The 19,874-nt window shown below is 73.8% G+C and carries 17 protein-coding genes; 14 read left to right on the top strand and 3 right to left on the bottom strand.

Features of this window, described 5'->3' with window-relative positions; translation table 11 throughout:
* Positions 1-113 precede the first annotated feature (113 nt).
* From BN6_RS18595 to BN6_RS18540, 12 genes are all read left to right on the top strand, one after another.
* Positions 114-3,401 carry a DUF4082 domain-containing protein gene (locus BN6_RS18595; RefSeq protein ID WP_015101243.1) on the top strand — a complete coding sequence of 1,096 codons (3,288 nt, stop codon included), beginning with the start codon at positions 114-116 and terminating at the stop codon, positions 3,399-3,401.
* A 205-nt stretch (positions 3,402-3,606) separates the two neighbouring features.
* Positions 3,607-5,613 (top strand): hypothetical protein, encoded by a 2,007-nt coding sequence (locus BN6_RS18590; RefSeq protein WP_041313216.1) that lies wholly within the window; start codon positions 3,607-3,609, stop codon positions 5,611-5,613.
* A gap of 70 nt (positions 5,614-5,683) precedes the next feature.
* Positions 5,684-6,880, top strand: coding sequence for a cytochrome P450 (locus BN6_RS18585; protein ID WP_015101241.1), 1,197 nt, complete (start codon positions 5,684-5,686; stop codon positions 6,878-6,880).
* Entirely contained in the window at positions 6,874-7,527 is a 654-nt protein-coding gene (locus BN6_RS18580; RefSeq protein ID WP_015101240.1) for a TetR family transcriptional regulator, read from the top strand. Before BN6_RS18585 ends, BN6_RS18580 begins: the two co-directional genes overlap by 7 nt.
* Before the next feature lie 373 nt (positions 7,528-7,900).
* Entirely contained in the window at positions 7,901-8,098 is a 198-nt protein-coding gene (locus BN6_RS18575; RefSeq protein ID WP_041317266.1) for a ferredoxin, read from the top strand.
* A complete protein-coding gene (locus tag BN6_RS18570) occupies positions 8,095-9,258 on the top strand; it encodes an NAD(P)/FAD-dependent oxidoreductase (RefSeq protein ID WP_015101238.1) in 1,164 nt (387 codons plus the stop codon). The genes BN6_RS18575 and BN6_RS18570 overlap by 4 nt, the downstream gene beginning before the upstream one ends.
* 20 nt (positions 9,259-9,278) lie before the next feature.
* On the top strand, positions 9,279-10,478 hold the full coding sequence (locus BN6_RS18565; protein WP_015101237.1) for a cytochrome P450: 1,200 nt from the start codon (positions 9,279-9,281) through the stop codon (positions 10,476-10,478).
* A 207-nt stretch (positions 10,479-10,685) separates the two neighbouring features.
* Positions 10,686-11,651 (top strand): 3-oxoacyl-ACP synthase III family protein, encoded by a 966-nt coding sequence (locus BN6_RS18560; RefSeq protein ID WP_231905335.1) that lies wholly within the window; start codon positions 10,686-10,688, stop codon positions 11,649-11,651.
* Positions 11,648-12,400, top strand: coding sequence for a glycosyltransferase family 2 protein (locus BN6_RS18555; protein ID WP_015101235.1), 753 nt, complete (start codon positions 11,648-11,650; stop codon positions 12,398-12,400). The genes BN6_RS18560 and BN6_RS18555 overlap by 4 nt, the downstream gene beginning before the upstream one ends.
* On the top strand, positions 12,397-13,533 hold the full coding sequence (locus BN6_RS18550) for a cytochrome P450 (protein WP_015101234.1): 1,137 nt from the start codon (positions 12,397-12,399) through the stop codon (positions 13,531-13,533). Before BN6_RS18555 ends, BN6_RS18550 begins: the two co-directional genes overlap by 4 nt.
* A complete protein-coding gene (locus BN6_RS18545) occupies positions 13,526-15,028 on the top strand; it encodes a class I adenylate-forming enzyme family protein (RefSeq protein WP_015101233.1) in 1,503 nt (500 codons plus the stop codon). Before BN6_RS18550 ends, BN6_RS18545 begins: the two co-directional genes overlap by 8 nt.
* Positions 15,028-15,909, top strand: coding sequence for an NAD-dependent epimerase/dehydratase family protein (locus tag BN6_RS18540; protein WP_015101232.1), 882 nt, complete (start codon positions 15,028-15,030; stop codon positions 15,907-15,909). The genes BN6_RS18545 and BN6_RS18540 overlap by 1 nt, the downstream gene beginning before the upstream one ends.
* Here BN6_RS18540 and BN6_RS18535 read toward each other — a convergent pair.
* Complete coding sequence (locus BN6_RS18535) at positions 15,864-16,634, bottom strand: SIR2 family NAD-dependent protein deacylase (RefSeq protein WP_041313213.1); 771 nt, start codon at positions 16,632-16,634, stop codon at positions 15,864-15,866. The two genes, BN6_RS18540 and BN6_RS18535, sit on opposite strands and share 46 nt — an antisense overlap.
* Before the next feature lie 175 nt (positions 16,635-16,809).
* On the bottom strand, positions 16,810-17,187 hold the full coding sequence (locus BN6_RS18530; protein ID WP_015101230.1) for a winged helix-turn-helix transcriptional regulator: 378 nt from the start codon (positions 17,185-17,187) through the stop codon (positions 16,810-16,812).
* 83 nt (positions 17,188-17,270) lie between these two features.
* Between BN6_RS18530 and BN6_RS18525 the strand changes: the two genes are divergently transcribed.
* Positions 17,271-18,116, top strand: a complete 846-nt coding sequence (locus BN6_RS18525) for an SDR family oxidoreductase (protein WP_015101229.1) — start codon at positions 17,271-17,273, stop codon at positions 18,114-18,116.
* Positions 18,117-18,350: 234 nt separating this feature from the next.
* Entirely contained in the window at positions 18,351-18,842 is a 492-nt protein-coding gene (locus tag BN6_RS18520; protein WP_015101228.1) for a Gmad2 immunoglobulin-like domain-containing protein, read from the top strand.
* Here the strand turns inward: BN6_RS18520 and BN6_RS48885 are convergent.
* A complete protein-coding gene (locus BN6_RS48885; RefSeq protein WP_231905334.1) occupies positions 18,805-19,743 on the bottom strand; it encodes an ABC transporter permease subunit in 939 nt (312 codons plus the stop codon). The genes BN6_RS18520 and BN6_RS48885 overlap by 38 nt on opposite strands.
* Positions 19,744-19,874 lie beyond the last annotated feature (131 nt).

The following is a 19,874-nucleotide window of genomic DNA, read 5'->3' as shown; positions in this document are numbered from 1 at the left end:
CGACCGTTCATCCGAATACCGAAGCGGGCTCTTGAATTTCGGTAACGGGAGCCGCGATCGAGCCGATGCCCGACGTGGGACCACGGGCCGTCAGGCCCCGAGGGGAGAACCACATGTCATTGCCCGCAACCCGTCACAGACCCGGTTGGGCACGGCTGCTCACGGCGGCGGTGTTCGCCGCGGTCGTGCCCGTCGTGACCATCACGCCCGCGGCGCACGCCGCCCCGTCCATCGAGATCACCAGCACCCCGGCCGGAGCCGCGGTCGGCACGCCCTACACGTTCGGCGGCACGGTGTCCGACGACGCCGGGATCGCCGGGGTCGAGGTGTCGTCGGACAACGGCGCCCACTGGCAGGTCGCCACGTGGACGGTCGGCCAGACGACGTGGAGCGCCACCTACACCCCGAAGGCGTCGGGCACGGCGCAGCTCTCGGCGCGCACGGTGGACTCCACGCACACCCAGACCAGCATCGCCACGGCCGGCCCGACCGTCGCGCCGCGCGCGTGCCCGTGCAGCCTGTGGAGCGACGCCGACGTCCCGGCCAACCCCGACGTCGCCGACTCCTCGGCGCTCGAACTGGGCGTGAAGTGGCGCTCGGGCACGGCCGGCCACGTGCGCGGCGTCCGGTTCTACAAGGGCTCGGGCAACACCGGCACGCACACCGGCTCGCTGTGGAACACCGCCGGGCAGCGCCTGGCCACCGGCACCTTCGCCGACGAGACGGCGACCGGCTGGCAGACGCTGATCTTCTCCTCGCCCGTGGCGGTCGCGGCGGACACCACCTACGTGGCCTCGTACCTGTCGCCGACCGGGCACTTCGCGCTCAACTCGGGCTACTTCGCCTCCTCGGCCCGGTACCTGGAGCCGCTGACCGGCCTCCAGTCCGGCACCGAGGGCTTCAACGGCGTGTTCCGCGGCGGCGCGGGCTACCCGGACCTGAGCGCCAACGACGCCAACTACTGGGTGGACGTCGTGTGGGCGACCGAGGCCGGTCCCGACACGCACGCGCCCGACCAGCTCTCCACCGCACCCCTGGCGGGCGCGGGCAGCGTCGGGCTCAGCCCGTCGATCACCGCCGGCTACGACGAGGTGCTGGACCCGACCGCCGTCGAGTTCACGCTGACCGGTCCGGGTGGCGCGGTCGCCGCGCAGACCTCGGTGATCAGCGGTGGCACCACGGCGAAGCTCACCCCGGACGCCGCGCTCACGGCCGGCACCACCTACACCGCGTCGGTGCGGGTGAAGGACGTGGCGGGCAACCAGACCACGGCGTACACGTGGACGTTCAGGACCGGTGCGACCCGCCCGGCGGACTGCCCGTGCACGATCTGGGACGACTTCGCCACGCCGACCCAGTCGAGCGCCAACGACTCCGGTGCCGTCGAACTCGGCACGAGGGTCCGCTTCACCGGCCGCGGCGAGGTGCTGGGCGTCCGCTTCTACAAGGGCGTCGGCAACACCGGCACGCACACCGGCACGTTGTGGTCGTTGTCCGGCACGCAGCTCGCGACCGGCACGTTCACCGGTGAGAGCACGGTCGGCTGGCAGACGTTGACCTTCGCCACCCCCGTGGTGGTGCAGGCCAACACCGACTACGTCGTGTCGTACTACGCGCCCAACGGTCACTACGCGGCGGACCAGGGCTTCTTCAGCTCGACCACGCCCGTCGGGCACGGCCAGATCCAGGCCGCGATCGACACGGTCGCGGCGCCCAACGGCGTGTACCGCTACGGCGGCGGGTTCCCGTCCACCGGGCACCTGGCGTCGAACTACTGGGTCGACGTCGTCTACCGCAACGGCACCAACGGCGACCACGTCCGCCCCACCCTCGACACCCGCACGCCCGCGCCGGACGCCGGTGACGTGGCGCTCGGTGCCTCGGTGACGGCGGGCTTCAGCGAGGCGATCGACACGACCTCGGCGCAGATCCGGGTGACCGACGACGGCGGCGCGTCGCTGGCCGGCAGCGCGGTGTGGTCCGGTGACCTGAAGTCCGTGACGTGGACGGCGAACGGCTCGTTCACGCCCGGAACGCACTACAACGTCTCGGTCACCGTCGCCGACGTGAACGGCAACGTGATCACCGCGCCGGTGACCTGGTCGTTCACCACGCAGGCCGCCGGGCCGGGTGTGGCGTCGCTGTTCAGCACGGCGATCGTGCCCGAGGTGCGGTCCGGCAGCATCCGCAACGCCCGTGAGCTCGGCGTGCGGTTCGGTTCGCCGTACAACGGCGTGGTGAGCGCGATCAAGTTCTACAAGGGTGCGGGCAACACCGGCACGCACACCGGCTCGATCTGGAACGACTTCGGCACGAAGCTCGCGACCGGGACGTTCACCGACGAGACGGCGACCGGCTGGCAGACGCTCACGCTCGACCCGCCGCTGGTGGTCAAGGCGAACACGATCTACGTCGCCTCGTACACCACGCCCAACGGCGTGTACTCCTACGACCCGGGCTACTTCGACCGGCGCAGCCCGGTCGTGTCCGGCCCGTTGTACACGGCGTCCGGGGCGTACGCGAACGGCCGCTACTCGACGACGACCGGCGCGTTCCCGACCGACTTCTACAGCGGCAACTTCTGGGTCGACGTGGACTTCACGCCGTACGCCGACCAGACGGCCCCGGTGAACACCGGTTCCACGCCGTCGAACGAGGCGACCGGCGTCGGCATCGACACGTCGGTCACGGCGACGTTCAACGAGGCGGTCAGCCTGACCGGCACCAAGTTCCGCGTCGAGACCCGGTGGGGTGTCCCGCTGCGCGGCAACCTGGCGCTGGCCAACGACGACAAGACCCTCGTCTGGACGCCGGTGGCACCCTTGTCCCGCAACAACAACTACCGGGTGACGGTCGAGGCGTGGGATCCCAGCGCCAACACCGCCGCCGCGTTGAACTGGTCGTTCACCACTGGTGACGCGGCGTGCCCGTGCTCGGTGTTCAGCGCCGCGGAGACGCCGCAGATCTCGGAGACCGCGGACGGCAACCCGTACGAACTGGGCCTGCGGTTCACGCCCGGGGTCGACGGCCAGGTGACCGGCGTGCGGTTCTACAAGGGCATCGGCAACACCGGAACCCACACCGGTTCGCTGTGGACGACGACCGGCACGCAGCTCGCGACCGGCACGTTCACCGGGGAGTCGGCGAGCGGCTGGCAGACGCTGACCTTCGCCACGCCGGTGACGGTCACGGCGGGCACGGCGTACGTGGTCTCGTACTTCGCGCCCAACGGCCACTACTCGCACGACCCGAGCCTCACCAGCCGCTGGCTGTTCCCCGTGAACACCCCGCAGCTGGGCGGCGTCGCGTCCGTGTACGGCAACGGCACGGGCTTCCCGACGATCGCGACGAACGGCAACTACGGCCCGAACTACTGGGTCGACGTGGTCTTCACCAACTAGACCACGCCGAACCCGGCCCACGCGGTCGGACCGCGCCGAGTCGGACCGCATTGGCCGCCACTGGCGGCCGGTCGACGTGCACCCACCCCCGGGTCGCACGTCGACCGGCCGTCAGCCGCACGGTGGTTGTGGGACCGGTCGCCAGCCGCACGGTGGTTGTGGGACCGGTCGGGGCGTGCGGGCGGGGGCGTGGTGTGCTGGGCGGGTGGCATTCAGCGGATTCGACCACCGGCTGCTCGGCGCGCTGCGCCGGGCCGACGTGACCTGGTCGCGCACCTATGTCCTGCAACGGGTTCTGCGGGCGGTCAGTGGTACGACGTTGTTCAGCCGGCACGTCGCCGCGGTGTCCGGGGTGGCAGGCGAGCTGCCGAGGCTGCAAGGGGTGCTGGCGAACTTCGCGGACACCGCCCAGCCCCGCGCGTCGCTGTTGCGGGCGTTGTGCGCGGGCGCGGACGAGGCGGTCGGGCGGGCGATGGCGCAGTGGGGCGACGAACCGGTGCTGGTGCGGGCGCATCGGACGGTGTCCGGACTCGTCGCCGCCTTGGACGACCCGGCCGGGCACACGCCGTCGAGGTGGAAGGACCTCGCGCTCACCGCGGCCGCCGACCTCGACGGGCTCGCGCCCCACCTGCGGCGGCTCGTCGAGCGGCGGTTCGACACCGCCTGGGCCGCGCCCGACGGCGAGTTCACCCCGGCCGGGCTCGACCTGGTCGCGGACGAGGTGGCCTGCCTGGTCGCCGCTGCCGACCGCGACCCGCACACCCTGGCCGCCGACCTGGCCGGCACCCACCTGTCCGGCACTCACCTGGCCGGCGCGGGCGACGCGGCCTCGGTGCGGCGGGTGCTACTGCCCGTGCCGGTCCGGTACCGGGTCGCGGTGGTCGTGCACGGGGCGTCGACGTTGGCGCGGATCTCCGCGTTGGACCCGACGGCGGCGGTGTCGTCGTTCGCGGACGTGGAGCCGCTGGGGTTCGGTGCGACCGGTGGCCGGCTGCGGGCGTTCGCCGGGCGGGTGGCGACGCCGGGGCAGGCATGCCTGGTGGCGTGCGAGGTGCGGGCCGTGGACGAGGCCAGTGCGGCACGGGCCGCGCGGCGGGCGTTGTCCGAGCTGCTGGACCAGTACGCGGCGGGGCACCGGCTGGTGGTGCTCGCTCCCGGCCCGGCGGCTTTCGTGTCCGCAGTGGACAGTGGGAAGTCGGGGGTCGTGTTGCCGCGCAGACAGTCGGTCGACCGGGCCGAGCCGCTGGTGCCCGGGTGGCCGAGCGCGTTGCGCGGCGGGCTGCGCATGGCGCACGTCGCGCGCACCACCGAGGCGGCGATGCCGGCGACCGCGCTGGCGTGGGTGACGTTGGAGGCGTGCGGGTTGGAGAACCGCGCGGACCTCGCGTCGGCGCTGTCGTTGCAGGCGTTGCGGCAGCAGGTCGCCGAGACGCACCAGCAACTCCACCAGGCCGCCGCCGAGGTGCTCGGTGACGCGCGGGCCCGTGCCGGTGAGTCGCGGCGCCGCGTTGTCGCGCTGCGGCGTGCGCTGGAACGCTGCCCGCAAGATCACCCGGACCACGCCGGGTTGCGTGCCCGTGCCGACCGCACGGAGCGGGAACTCGTTGCCGCGCAACGCCACGAGCGGCTCGTCGAGGAGCAGGTCGGTGAAGGGGTGCGGCTGCTGGGACGGTACGCGCGGTGCGACGGATTCGGCCGGCTGCTCGACCTCAACACGTGGGTGGACGTGCTGTTGCCCGGCCGGCCCGAAGAGGACCCGGCCCTCACCACCGCCCGCACAGCGTTGGACGGCGTGGTCGCGCACACGTCCCCGCTGGCCTCGCACCAGGTCGAGGAGTGGTCGACGCGGCTGGCCGACCCGCGCGCGTGCGCCGCGTGGCTGGAGGAGTCGCGCCGCCGCACCGCGCTGTTCCTCGACACCCTGTACGTGGTGCGCAACGTGGCGTTCCACTCCGGGCGGTTCCGGACGGCGGGTGACGTGGCGCTGGCCGCCGGGGCGTCGCTCGCGGTCGACTTCGCGCTGGAGGTGCTGGGCAACTGGTACCGCACCAGCCCCGGGTCCGCCGCGTCGCCGTCACGGGTGGTCTCGGCGCTCGCCGACCGGCAGCGGGCCGTGGTGAGCCGGCTGGGCAAGCGCGCGAAGCCCTTGTACGCGCTGGACGTGGCCCGGTTGACCGGTCCGGACGACGACGTGTGGCACCGGCAGTCGTAAGTCAGTTGCTTGACGGGCTCGCCGGCCGTCGTTTGACTGGGGTGCGCCTGCGACGCGGAGGAGGTCCCCGGTGGGGTCCGACGAGGTGCTGAGCTACCCGATCCCCAACCCGACCGCCCTGGAGCCGCCCGAGGTGTGGGAGCGGCTGCGCCGGGAGCGCCCGGCGGCCCCGGTCACGCTGCCCAGCGGTGACCGGGCGGTGCTGATCACCCGGTACGCCGACGTGAAGCAGGTGCTGGGCGATCCACGGTTCTCCCGGCAGCTCGACGCCCCGGGTGCCGCGCGGATCACCGACAGCGAGACCGGCGGCGTGTTCAACAACGAGCTGGGCTCCTCGGTCCCGACCACCGGGGAAGGGCACCGGCGGTGGCGGCAGGCGGTGGGCCGGTGGTTCACCGCCAAGCGGATGTCCGCGCTGCGCCCGGAGATCGAGGCGATGGGCGACCGGCTGGTGGACGAGATGGTGGCGGGCGGGCAGCCGGCCGACCTGAAGGCCGCCTTCGGCTTCCCGCTGCCGGTGTGGGTCATCTGCCACCTGCTGGGCGTTCCGGCGGCGGACCGCGACCGGTTCTCGCACTGGTCGGACGCGATGCTCAACCTCAGCCGGTACTCCGAGGACGAACTGCGCACGGCACAGGCGGACTTCGTCGGGTACCTGACCGCGCACGTCGCCGCCAAGCGCGCGCAGCCCCGTGACGACCTGCTCAGCACGTTGGTCACCGAGGGCGCGATGACCGACGCGCAGCTCGTGGCGACCGGGCTGGGGCTGCTGGTCGCCGGGCACGAGACCACGGCGAACATGATCGGCAAGATGGTCGGGATGCTGCTGTCCGACCGGTCCCGCTGGGAGCGGCTGCTCGACGACCCGGCGCTGGTGCGCACGGCGGTCGAGGAGGCGCTGCGGTTCGACGCCAACCCGGGGATCGGCCTGCCGAGGTACCTCACCGAGGACACCGAGCTGTCCACGGGGACGCTGCCGGCCGGCACGACGGTGATGTGCAGCATGGCCGCCGCCAACCGGGACGAGACGGCGTTCGAGCGGTCGGCCGAGATGGACCTGGAGCGCGCGCCGAACGCGCACCTGGCCTTCGGCGTGGGCGCGCACTCGTGCCTGGGGCAGGCGTTGGCGCGCACCGAGCTTCAGGTGGCGCTGGAGGTGCTGCTGCGCAGGCTGCCCGGTCTGGCGCTGGCCGTCGCGCCGGCGAACCTGGCCCCGGTGCACGGCCTGGTGGTCGGGGGACTGAGCAGGGTGCCGGTGCGATGGTGAGCGTGCCGGCCGACGTCGACCGGACCCCGCGGGCCGGGCAGGTCGACGCCACCCGCCGGCGGATCCTGGACACCGCCGAGCGGCTGTTCGCCGAGCAGGGCCTCCGCGCGGTGTCCCACCGCCGGATCAGCGCCGCCGCCGGGCAGGGCAACAACGCCGCCGTGGGCTACCACTTCGGCGCCAAGGCCGACCTGGTGCGCGCCATCGTGCGGCGGCACGCGCTGCGCATGGACGACCTGCGCACCGGGCTGGTCGCGGCGGCCGGCGGCTCGGCCGACCTGCGCACGTGGGTTGGCTGCCTGGTCCGCCCGGTCACCACCCACCTGGCCGCGCTGGGCGCCCCGACGTGGTACGCCCGGTTCGGCGCGCAGGTGGCCACCGATCCGACGTTCCGACACGTCCTGGCCGAGGAGGCGCTGTCCACGCCGGGACTGCGCCGCGTGGTGGACGGCCTGCACCGCTGCCTGCCGGACCTGCCCGACGAGGTGCGCCTGGAGCGCGGCGACATGGTCAGCGCCCTGATGGTGCACGTCTGCGCCGAGCGGGAACGCGCGTTGGCCGACGGCACGCCCCAGCCCTCGTGGGAGCAGACCGCGACGGGCCTGGTCGACGCCATCACCGGTTTGCTGACCGCGCCCGCTTCCTAAGTCACCTGCTTGACGCGATTTCGGAAGGTTGGTTGGCTGGGTTCACGGCACCGACTCCAGGAGGTCGCAGTGGCACCCGGCGCAGTGGCACCCGGCGCAGTGGCACCCGGCGCAGTGGCACCCGGCGCAGTGGCACCCGGCGCAGTGGCACCCGGCGCAGTGGCACCCGGCGCAGTGGCACCCGGCGCAGTGGCACCCGGCGCAGTGGCACCCGGCGTGGTGGACACCGGCGTGGTGGACACCGGACCGGGCGGCCGCACAACGCCAAGCCGCCTTGCCCGCGCCCGCCGGCCGGTGCTGCGGTGACGGGGCCGGGGACCCGGCTGCGGTGGCCGGCACCGGTCGGTGGCCGGGGGAATCCGAGGGGGAGGCCATGAAGATCACCGTGGACGAGGACCGGTGCTGCGGCGCGGGGTCGTGCGTGCTGCTCGCGCCGGAGGTGTTCGACCAGCGCGACGAGGACGGCGTCGTCCTGCTGCTGGACCCGGCACCGGGCGCGGACCTGCACGCCGCCGTCACCGAGGCGGCGAACGTCTGCCCGGCCGGGGCGATCGTGCTGGAACAGGCGTGAGCGGTCCCTCGTCGGTGCTGGTCGTCGGGGCGTCCGCGGCCGGTCTGGCGACGGTGGAGGCATTGCGGCGCAGAGGGTTCACCGGCGGGCTGACGGTGCTCGGCGACGAGCAGCACCCCCCTTACGACCGACCGCCGCTGTCCAAGCAGGTCCTGTCCGGCGCGTGGCCCGCCGACCGCGCCCGCCTGCGCACCGCCGAAGCGCTCGACGCGCTGGACGCCCGGTTCGTGCCCGGCGACGCGGCGGTGTCGCTGGACGTGGCGGCACGGGCGGTGCGCACGGCGTCCGGGCTGGTGTCGACGGCCGACGCCGTCGTGGTGGCGACCGGCGCACGGCCCCGGAGGTTGCCCGCCGACCCCGGCCCGTGCCGGGTGCACGTGCTGCGCACGATGTCGGACGCGCTGGCGTTGCGGGCGGATCTCCTGGTGGCGCAACGGCTCGTCGTGGTCGGTGACGGCGTGCTGGGCGCGGAGGTGGCGGCGACGGCGTGCGGCCTCGGGGTGGACGTCACGCTGGTCGGGCCCCAGCCCGCTCCCCTGGCGCTCCAGTTGGGCCCTCTCGCGTCCGGCGCGCTGGCGGCGCTGCACGCCGAACGCGGTGTGCGGTTGCGGCTCGGGGTCGGGGTGGACCGGCTGGTCGGCGACGGCGTGCGGCTCGCGGACGGCGAAGTCGTGCCGGCGGACGTGGTCGTGGTGGCCGTGGGGGCGGTGCCAAACACGGAGTGGTTGGCCGGCAGCGGCCTGGTGCTGGACAACGGCGTGGTGTGCGACGCGCGGTGCCGTGCGGCGCAGGGCGTCTACGCGGTCGGCGACGTCGCGCGGTGGCAGCACCCGACGCTGGGCCCGTTGCGGCTGGAGAACCGGACCAACGCCACCGAGCAGGCGGCCGTGGTCGCCGAGAACGTTCTTGGCGCGCAACGGACCTACGCGCCCGTGCCGTACTTCTGGACCGACCAGTTCGACGCCCGGATCCAGGTGCACGGCGTGCCGGCGGCGGCCACTCGGGTGACCCTGGTGGAAGGCGACGTCGAGGCGCGCCGGTTCGTGGCACTGTACGAACGGGAGGGCGCGGCGGTCGCCGTTCTCGGCTGGAACATGCCCAAGCAGGCTCGTCAGCACCGCCGGCAGCACCTGGAGGAGCCACCCGTCGCCGGGGCGTGACCCGACCCGGAGGGAAGACCATGACGAGCACGTCCGGAGTCCCGCCGTTCCCGATGCCGCGCGCGCCGGGCTGCCCGTTCGACCCGCCGCCCGCGCTGCGCGAACTCCAGCGGGAGGGTCCGCTGGCCAAGGTCGAGCTGTGGGACGGCAGCACGCCGTGGCTGGTGACCCGGTACGCCGACCAGCGCGCGGTGCTCGCCGACCAGCGGGTCAGCGCCCTGATGACCGATCCGCGCTACCCGAGGCAGGCACCGGGGCTCGGCGGGGCGTTGAGCTTCGTCGGGCTCGACGACCCCGAGCACGCCCGGTTGCGGCGGATGCTCACCGCCGTGTTCACCGTCCGCAACGTCGAGGCGATGCGGCCGGCGGTGCAGCGGATCGTGGACGAGGCCGTGGACGCGTTGTCGGCCGGGCCCCGGCCGGTCGACCTGGTGGAGGCGTTCGCGCTGCCGGTGCCCTCGCGGGTGATCTGCGCGCTGCTCGGCGTGCCGTACGCCGACCACGACCTGTTCCAGCGCAACACCCGGGTGATCGCGAACCGGGGTTCCACCGGCGAGCAGCGCCAGGCCGCGCTCGGTGCCCTGGCCGAGTACCTGGGCGGGTTGGTGGCGGCGAAGGTGGGCCGTCCCGGTGACGACGTGGTGTCCCGGCTGGGCGAGCGGGTCGAGGCGGGCGAGCTGACCCTCCGGCAGGCCACCGACATGGCCGTGCTGCTGCTCGTCGCGGGCCACGAGACGACCGCCAACATGATCGCGTTGAGCACCGTGCTGCTGCTGCGCGACCCGGAGCAGTTGGCGCTGTTGCGCGACTCGGACGATCCGGCCGTGGCGAGCCGCGCGGTGGACGAGATGCTGCGGTACCTCACCATCACCCACAGCGGGCGGCGGCGGTTCGCGGCGCAGGACATCGAGGTGGCCGGGCAGGTGGTGCGGGCGGGCGAGGGACTGGTGCTGCCCACCGACATCGCCAACCGCGACCCGGCCGCGTTCCCCGACCCGGACCGGTTGGACATCACCCGGGAGGCACGCCACCACATCGCGTTCGGGTTCGGCGTGCACCAGTGCCTGGGCCAGCCGCTGGCCCGGCTGGAGTTGGAGGTGGTGTACCGGACGCTGTACCGCAGGCTGCCCGGTCTGCGGCTGGCCGGTGCTTTCGAGTCCATCCCGTTCAAGCACGACGCGGTGGTGTTCGGGGTGTACGAGTTACCCGTGACGTGGTGAACCGACCGGTGCCGTCGGTCGCGGACGGTTCACCGGTCGTGACCCGATTCACGCAGTGCGACCGGTCGGTTACGTCGATCGGTCACGATGTTCCTTTGTGGAGCCACTGCGGGGTGATCAGAGTAGTTCTACTGAGGGCACGCGGCTCGCGCCGCCTCTAGCCTTCTGGCGAGGGAGGTGGCCCGAGTGGGGACACAACTTGCCGGAGTGGCGGTTCATCTGCCCGAGCAGCAGGTCAGCACGACCGAGGTGGAGCGGCGGTTGGCGCCGTTCACGCCGCCCGCGGGGCTCATCCACCGGTTGACCGGGGTCGAGTCGCGGCACGTCATGGGCGAGCACGAGCAGGCGTCCGACCTGGCGGTGGCGGCGGCGCGCAAGCTGTTGGCGGAGACCGGGACGGCGGCGGCCGACGTCGACCTGCTGCTGTTCGCCTCCGCCAGCCAGGACATGGTGGAGCCGGCGACGGCGCACATCGTGGCGGCGAAGCTGGAGCTGCGCTGCCCGGTGATGGACGTGAAGAACGCCTGCAACAGCGTGCTGAACGGGATCGAGGTCGCCGACGCGCTGATCGCCTCGGGCCGGTACCGCACGGTGCTCGTCGCCAGCGGCGAAGCGCCGTCGCGGGCGGTGCGGTGGCAGGTCGGCGGGCTCGCGGAGTTCCTGCGCGCGTTCCCCGGCTACACGCTGTCCGACGCGGGCGCGGCGCTGCTGCTCACCCGGGGTGAGGAGGGCGTGCTGGGCTGCGGGTTCACCGCCGACTCGTCGCGCTGGGACGTCGGCACGTTGCCGGGCGGCGGTTCGCGGTACCCGCGCGACCCGGAGCGCACCTACTTCGACATGGACGGGGCGCGCCTCAAGGACGCGTTCCTCGGCCTGGGCCGGGGCGTCCTGGACAGCACGCTGGACCGGCTCGGGTTGACCTGGGACGACTTCGCGGTGATCGGCGTGCACCAGGTCTCGCTGCCCTACCTGGACATGTTCGCCCGGCAGGTGGGTGTGCCGACCGACCGGCTGGTGATCACCCTGCCGCAGCACGGCAACGTCGCCTCGGCCAGCCTGCCGCTGCAACTGGTGACCGCGCGCCAGTTGGGCCGGTGCGGGCCCGGCGACCTGGTGGCGCTGGTCGGGTTGGCGGGCGGCGTCAGCCTCGGCCTGGTGGTGATCCGGCTGTGAGCCCGCTCTGGGTCGTCGTGCCCGCGTACAACGAGGAACGCGGCATCACCGCCACGCTCGACGCGCTCGCCGCGCAGACCGACCAGGACTTCACGCTCGTCGTGGTGGACAACGGATCGACCGATTCCACAGTGGACGTCGTCCGGGCCTACGCCGCCGCGCACCCGGCCCTGCGGCTGGAGCTGGTGCACGAGCAGGAGAAGGGCACCGGGGCGGCGGCCGACACCGGGATGCGGCACGCGATCGGGCGGGGCGCGGTGTGGTTGGCGCGCACCGACGCCGACTGCCTGCCCGCGCCGGACTGGACCGCGCGGGTCAAGGCCGCGTTCGACTCCGGCCTGCGCCTGGTCTCGGGGCAGTTGTTGCCGCGCTTGGACGAAGGGCTCTCGGCCGGGACCCGGTGGCTGCTGGTGGCCGCCGTCGAGGTGGCGTCGGTGTTCGGGAAGTTCCGGGCCGGCAATCGCGATCCGCGCTATCGCGGGCCGTACGTGATGACGGCGGGCTGCAACATGGCGATCACCGCCGAGCTGTACACGGTGGCCGGCGGGTTCCCCCGGTCCAAGATCGAGGACGTGCACGAGGACCGCGCGCTGGTCAACGCGGTGCGCCTGCACACCTACCGGTACGGGCTCCGGCGGGACGTCGTGGTGCGCGGGTCGTCGCGGCGGGCGAAGGCGTGGGGGCTGCGCCGGACGTTGGCGTGGTACGCCGACCACCGGTACCGGCCCGCGGTGGTGGACATCCGATGAACTGGGAGCGCAGGGTCCAGCTGGCCGCGCACCCCGTGCTGTACCCGCTGGTGCGCGGGGCCGGCCGGATCGGGCCGGTGGTGCGCATCCCCGGGGTCGGGGTGCTGGTCAGCGATGCCGCGCTGGCCAAGGAAGTCCTCACCGACCCGCACCGGTTCACCAAGACCGGCCCCGGTTCCTCGGCAGACCTGTGGACGCCCGTGGTCGGCCCGACCGTGCTGCTGAACATGGAGGGCGACGTGCACACCACCTTGCGCCGCAAGCTTTCCGGGCTGTTCACCACGCGCAGCGTGGCCGAGCTGTGCGCGCGCGTCGCGGAAGAGCCGATGAAGCGCCTGCGGGACGACCTGGCGGCCGGGCGGCCGGTGGACCTCGTCACGGTCGTGCGGCACCTGGTCGGCGCGGTGATCTGCGAGCTGGTCGGGCTCGACCCGACCGAGGCGGTGCGCGCGCACGCGGCGGGCGCGGCGATCACGTCGATGGTCCGACTGGGCCGGCCCACGTTGACCCCGGAACAGGTCCGGCGCAGCAGGGCGGCGCTGGCGCGGCTCACCCGGCCGGCCGCGACGGCGTACGCGGCGGGTGACCCGGCGACCGTGCCGGGCCGGATGCGCGAACTGGGGCTGACCGAGCAGGAGGCGCTCGGCGCGGTGGCAGCGTTCGTGCTCACCGGGACCGAGACGCTGGTGTCGTACGTGCCGAGGCTGGTCGCGCTGCTGCACGACGCCGGCTGGCTGGACCGCGTGGCGGCGGACCGGAGCCGGGTGGACGACGTGGTCGCGGAGGCGTTGCGGGTGACGGTCCCGTCCCCGGTGATGCTGCGCAGCGTCACGACCGGCACTTCGGTGGGCAAGGTCCGGGTGCGGGCGGGCGACCGGGTCGTCATCGCCACGATCTCCGCCGCGAAGGGGCGGCACCCGTTCGACCCGGACCGACCGCACTCCCCCGCCGTGCGGCAGGTCTGGTTCGGTGCCGGCGCGCACTTCTGCCTGGGGATGCCGCTGGCGAACGCGGAGATCCGCGCGGTGCTGAACGCCGTCCTCGATTCCGCGCCACTGTCCATTGTAGATCGCAAGGCCGCACGCCGGGTACTGCTCCCCGGCTACGAGAGGCTGGTGCTGCGTCGTGCCTGACGACCTGCTGCTGGAAGTCCTGCGCGCGGCGCGGGAGCACGGCCCACGACCGGCGTTGACCGACGCGCGCGGCCGGACGTCGACCTACCGGGAGCTGTCCGACCGGGTGCTGGGCACCGCGCACCGGTTGCGCGCCGAGGGCATGCGCACCGGCACGCGGATGCTGTTCTCGGTGCGTCCGGGCCCGGACGCGATCGTGCTGGCGCTGGGCACGGTGGCGGCGGGCGGCACGGTGGTGTTCATCGACCCCGGGGTGGGGCCGGAGCTGTTCGCGAGCCGGTTCGCCCTGGCTGATCCGGGGTGGGCGGCGGCCGAGTCGCTGCTGTACGCGGCGAGCGCGCCGGGACCGTTGCGGGCGCTCGCGCGCCGGCGGGGCGTGCTGCTGCCGAACTACGGGCGGCTTCCGCTGCGGCACATCAGGTCCGGCCCGTGGCTGCCGGGCGTGCCGGTGCGCGCGGTCTCCACCCGGAGCCTGTTCCGGGCGGTGCCCGGCGCGGTGCCGCCGGACCCGGACCCCGACCAGGAAGCGGTGGTGGTGTTCACCTCGGGCACGACCGCCACGCCCAAAGCCGTCGTGCACACGCGCGGTTCGCTCGGCGCGGCCCTGCGGACGTTGGCGACCCGGTGCGAACTGGGCCCGGACACGCGGGTGCACACCGATCAGATGATGTTGGGGCTGCCCGCGCTGGTGGCGGGCGCGCACTGGACGATGCCGCCGTACGGGTTCGCGCCGTCGGCCGATCCGGCCGCGGTGGCCGCCGGGCTCGCCGGGGCGACGCACACGTTCCTGGTGCCCGCCGACCTGGCGGTGATCCTGGACAGCGGGGTCGCGCTGCCGGGCTCGCTGCGGCAGGTGCTGCTCGGGTCGGCCCCGGTGCTGCCGCCGTTGCTCAAGCGGGCGCAGCGGGCCCTGCCGGACGTGGAGTTCCTGGCGGTGTACGGGATGACCGAGATCCTGCCGGTGGCGATCGCGACGGCGGACGAGAAGATCGGGCACGGCGGCGACCTGCTGGGCCGGCCGCTGCCGGGCGTGTCGGCGCGGCTCGCGCCGGACGGCGAACTGCTCGTGTCGGGCCCGAACCTGTGCCGGGGCTACCTGGGCGAGCCGCCGCTGACCGAGCACGCGACCGGCGACCTGGCCCGCTGGGACGACGACCGGCTGGTGCTGACCGGCCGGAAGAAGGACATGATCATCCGGGGCCGGACCAACGTCTACCCCGGCCTGTACGAACCCGCGATCGCCGACCTGCCCGGCGTGGCGGGCGCGGTCATGGTGGGGGTGCCCGACGCGATCGGCGACGAGCGGATCGTGCTCGTGCTGACCGCGCTACCGGGTACGAGCGCGGGCCTGGCCCAACGGGTGCGGGCCGCGCTGCCGGACCTGATCGACGCGAGCGCGCTGCCCGACGAGGTGGTCCTGGTGGACGAACTCCCGCTGGCGGGGCGGCTGCGCAAGATCGACCGGACCGCGCTGCGCGAGCGGTTCGCCCGCTGATGCGCCTGGCGGTCACCGGGGCGACCGGGTTCGTCGGCGGGGCGGTCGCCCGCGCCGCGCGGGCACTGGGGTGGCGCGTGCACGGGTACGGGTCGCGGGACTGGGACATCGCGGTCGGCCCGCTGGCCGACCCGCCGGCCGTGGACGCCGTGGTGCACGCGGCGGCGGCCGTCACCGACTGGGGCGACGGCGAGCGGATCCGGCGGGTGTGCGTGGACGGCACGCGGCACGTGGCCGAGACGTTCCCGGGCGCGCGGCTGGTGCACATCTCGACGGCGAGCGTGTACGACCCGTTCGTGCCGACGGTGAACGCGCCGGAGTCCGCCGGGCCCGTCACGCGCTACCTGACCGACTACGCGGCCGCCAAGGCGGAGTCGGAACGGGTCCTGGCCGGGCGGCCGGACACCGTGGTGCTGCGACCGCACGCCGTCTACGGGCCGGGCGACCCGACGCTGCTGCCCCGGGTGCTCGGCGCGATCCGGGGGCGGAACCTGGTGATCGTCGGCGACGGGCAGGCCCCGCAGTCGTTGACCTCCATCGACAACCTGGTCGCCGCGACGCTGTCGGCGTGCACCGGGCGGCCGGGCGTGTACAACATCGCCGACGCGCACCCCGTTGTCCTGCAAGACGCTCTGCGGGACCTGCTGCGCGAACGGGGCTCGGACGTGCGGATCCGCCACCTCCCGTTGCGCGCCGCGTGGCACGCGGCGGGCGTCGCCGAGTGGGTCTGGCGACTGGTAGGGGCAGCGGATCCGCCTCGGCTGACCCGGTACGCGATCAGCCACCTCGGCTACGAACGCACCCTGGACATCACGGCGGCCCGCGAGGGGCTGGGCTACTCCCCCACCGGCACGTCCTTCGCGGGCGCGGCGGACTGGTGACCGGCGAGGGCGTCGCAGATCCAGTCCAGCGCGGTGCCGATCGGTTCCCGGATCACGGCGGACGCCACGTCGTCGTACGGCGTCGGGTCGCGGTTGACGATCACCAGGTCCGCGCCGGCCCGCACGGCGATCTCGCACAGCGAGGCCACCGGTTCGACCTGGAGCGTGGTGCCCACGGCGAGGAACACCTCGGACGCCCCGGCGATGATCTGCGCCTGCCCGAGCACGGTCTCGTCGAGGTGCTGGCCGAACAGCACCACGGCGGGCTTGAGGATGCCGCCGCACTTCGGGCAGGCCGGGTCGCTCTCGTCGCGCGCCAGCACCTGTTCGGTCGGGGTGGTGTCGCCGCACGCGGTGCACGTCGTGTCCCGCATGGTGCCGTGCAGTTCGAGCACCTTGCCCGCCGGCACCCCGGCCCGCTGGTGCAGCCCGTCGACGTTCTGGGTGAGCACCCGGGTCGCGACGCCGGACCGGCTCAGCCGGGCGAGCGCGCGGTGGGCGGAGTTGGGCTCGGCCCGCCACGCGGCGTGGCCGAGGTAGGACGACCACAGCCGGGCGCGGGCGTCGGCGGAGGACAGGAACCGGTCGAGGGTGAACGCGCCGACCGCCTCGGGGTCGGTCGTCCACACCCCGTTGGCACCGCGGTAGTCGGGGATGCCGGAATCGGTGGAGATCCCCGCCCCCGTGAGCACCCCGACCCGCCCGACCTTCCGCTTCCAGTCCATGCCCGCACAGTAGGCACGCACCCCGCCCGATCGCGACCCGTTATCGCTGGACCGACCGTCCTACGACACCCGCCCCCGAACCGGCCCGCAGTGGCCCGGTCGCGACGGGCTCGACACGCGGCAGACCGGGCACCCTCATGGCGGGCTCGACGCGAGAGCGGCCGGGTGCGGGTGGTCAGCCGTCGTGGTGGCGGCGGGCGGCCAGCACCTCGTCGAAGTTCGCGCCCACCCACTCCAGCAGCACCCGCACCCGTGCGGTCAGCTGGTCTCCCAACGGGGTCAGCGAGTAAGTGACCTTCGGCGGCGTGGACGGCTCCACCTCGCGGTGCAGCAGGCCGTCGCGGACCAGGTCGCGGAGGTTCTGCGAGAGCACCTTCTCGCTGATCCCGCCGACCTGGTCGCGCACCGCGTGGAACCGCAGCGGCCCCTCGTCCAGCGCGCTCAGGATCAGCACGCCCCACCGGTTCGCGACGTGCCGGTAGAGCTCCCACCCCGGGCAGTCCTTGTGGAACCGGTCACGTCGGGGCTCGCCTGCCTGGACTCCTACTCCCACGCCATGAGCTTACGTCGGAGTAAGCCCTTACCGGGCCGCCGCCCCCGCACCTACCGTCGCCACCACCGAACGAGGAGGAAACGTTGGCGGACGGCAGGATTCTGGTGACCGGCGCGACCGGGAACGTCGGCGGCCAGGTGGTGCGGCAGTTGCTCGCCGCCGGGCTCGCCCCGCGTGCGCTGACCCGCGGCACGACCGGGTTCCCGGAGGGCGTGGAGGTCGTGCGCGGCGACCACACCGACCCCGCGACGATCCGCGCGGTGGCCGAGGGCGTGGACGCGGTGTTCCTGATGTGGCCCTCCCCCGACACCGGGAGCGCGGCGGAGGTCGCGCGGGCGATCGCCGCGAACGCGTCCCGGGTCGTGCTGCTGTCCACGGGCGCGGTGGACGACCGGCTGGCCGAGCAGACGAACCCCATCGGCCACTTCCACGCCGTGGTGGAGCGGGCCGTCGTGGAGTCCGGCGTGCGCTGGACGTTCCTGCGGGCGCACGGTTTCGCGGCCAACACCCGCGCCTGGGCCGGGCAGGTCCGGGCCGGCGACGAGGTGCGCGGCGCGTACGGGCAGGCCGCGCACACCCTGCTGCACGAGGCCGACATCGCCGCCGTCGCCGTCCGGGCGCTGACCGAGGACGGGCACGACGAGGCCAAGTACCAGCTCACCGGCCCGGAACTGCTGACCAGGGCGGAGCAGGTGCGGGCCATCGGCGAGGCGATCGGCCGGCCGCTGCGCTGGCACGAGGTCGACCCCGACGACGACCGCACGTACGCCGGCCTGCTGCCCGACGACGTCGCCCGCCAGGTGATCGGCGGGTTCGCCGAACTGGTCGACCACCCGGTGCCCCCGACCTCCGACGTGGCGGACGTGACGCACGCGCCCGCCCGGACGTTCCGGGAGTGGCTGGCCGACCACCTCGACGACTTCCGCTGACACGGTCGACCGCGCGCGGCCCGACCACCCTCCACTCAGGACGGTTGTTCGCCGGCTGCGGCGGCCGATCGGTCGTCGCAGCCGGCAACTGGCGCGGATGCTGCGGTCAGGTCGCTGCGCCAAGCGGGGTGCACCGGAACCGGCGATACCGAAAGGGTGAATCAGCCCGGGTCGTCACTCTACTAACGGGTGAAGGGGTAGCGTCGGCGGTTCTGAGCGACGGAAGGCACAGCCATGTCCATCGACGTCCAGCAGCCCCGTTCCTACGACCTGGTCGGCAGTTCCATCCAGATCGCCGGGGTCGCCGGCGGCGCGTTCGAAGCGAGCTTCAACTACCGCGTGCACGAGGGCCACGACGAGGTCACCGGGGCCTTCATGGCGGGCGACGGCATCGGCGGCCACGGGCAGTTCCAGGTCACCGCGGACGTGTCCGGCGCGGCGTTCACCCTCGACCGGCTGTTCGTGGAGGTCTACTGGACCTCGCCGAAGGACGGCGAGGAGCTCGACAAGGTGATCGTGCCGGTGGTGTGGGGCCCGCGGATCGTGCCCGGCTACCGGGTGTACCAGGAGCACGTCGTGCAGCCGGGCGAGACCCTGTGGGGGATCGCCGTCCAGTACTACGGCGACGGCAACCTCTACCACCGGCTGGTGGCGGCCAACCCGCAGACCATCACCGACCCGAACGTGATCAACCCCGGCGACGTCGTCCGGGTGCCCCAGTCCTGACCCGGCCCGCGCGGCGTCGACCGGCCAGGCCCCGCCACCCGGTGCCGGCGAACAGCGCGAGCAGCACGCCCACCGGTCGGGCGCGGCCGAGCAGGACCGCCACGACGGCGATCCAGCCGCGCCCGGCCGTCAGGTTCTCGGCGAACAGGGTCACCGAGCCCAGCGCGAGTTGCGCGCCGCCCAGCCCGCACAGCGCGCCCGCCGCGAGCACCGCGCCGTACCGGTAGTGGTCCGGGCGCACGCCGAGGTCGGCCGCCGCAGCGGGGTCCTCGCCCACCCCGCGCAACCGCAGCCCCCACGGTGCCGGTGCAGGAACAGCGCGAGCACCGGAACCACCGCCCACGCCAGGAACACCAGCGGCGAGTGCCCGGCGACGAGGTCCGGCAGCCCGGCCAGCGCCGGGTCGGCGACACTGCCCTGCGTGCCGAACACCGTGCGCACCAGGAAGCTCGTCAACCCCACCGCCGAGCGCGGCGAGCAGCACCGGGGCCACCGCCGTCAGGGCGAGCGCGACCAGTCCACCGTCGAAGATCACCCGCGCCTCGAACCCGGCCGGGGTGCGCGCGTCGACCACCGCGCAGACCGCCGCCACCACGACCACCAGGACGATGCCCGAGGTGACGCCGCCGAACTCCGGCAACCGCGCCCCCGGCGGCAGCTGCGCGCTCTGCGGCAGGCTGGAACCGCTGTCCTTCAACAGGAACCGGACCAGGTAGCCGGCCAACGAAATGGCCGGGCAGCTCAACAACAGGGTGCTGATCAGCAACGGCACCCCGAGCCGGTTCTCGCACACCGCCGCCGGCGCCGCGTAGGCTGCGCCCGCGAGGGCCCCGGCGAGCAACGCCCACACCGCGCTGGAGGTCTCCAGCCCGACGGCCGCCGCGACAACCGCGCCCAGCACCACGTCGACGCCCTGCCCGCCCAGGGTGGCGGCGAGCGCCTTGGCCCGCGCCGGGTCGTTGGACGGGGTTCGCGCCGCCGATGAACAGCGGGCTGGAACCGGTGCCCGGCTTGGCCTTCTCCGCGCCCTGT

Source organism: Saccharothrix espanaensis DSM 44229 (assembly GCF_000328705.1).
Lineage (GTDB): Bacteria > Actinomycetota > Actinomycetes > Mycobacteriales > Pseudonocardiaceae > Actinosynnema > Actinosynnema espanaense.
The sequence above is the reverse complement of the archived record's forward strand: the minus strand, read 5'-3'. Positions and strand labels throughout refer to the sequence as shown.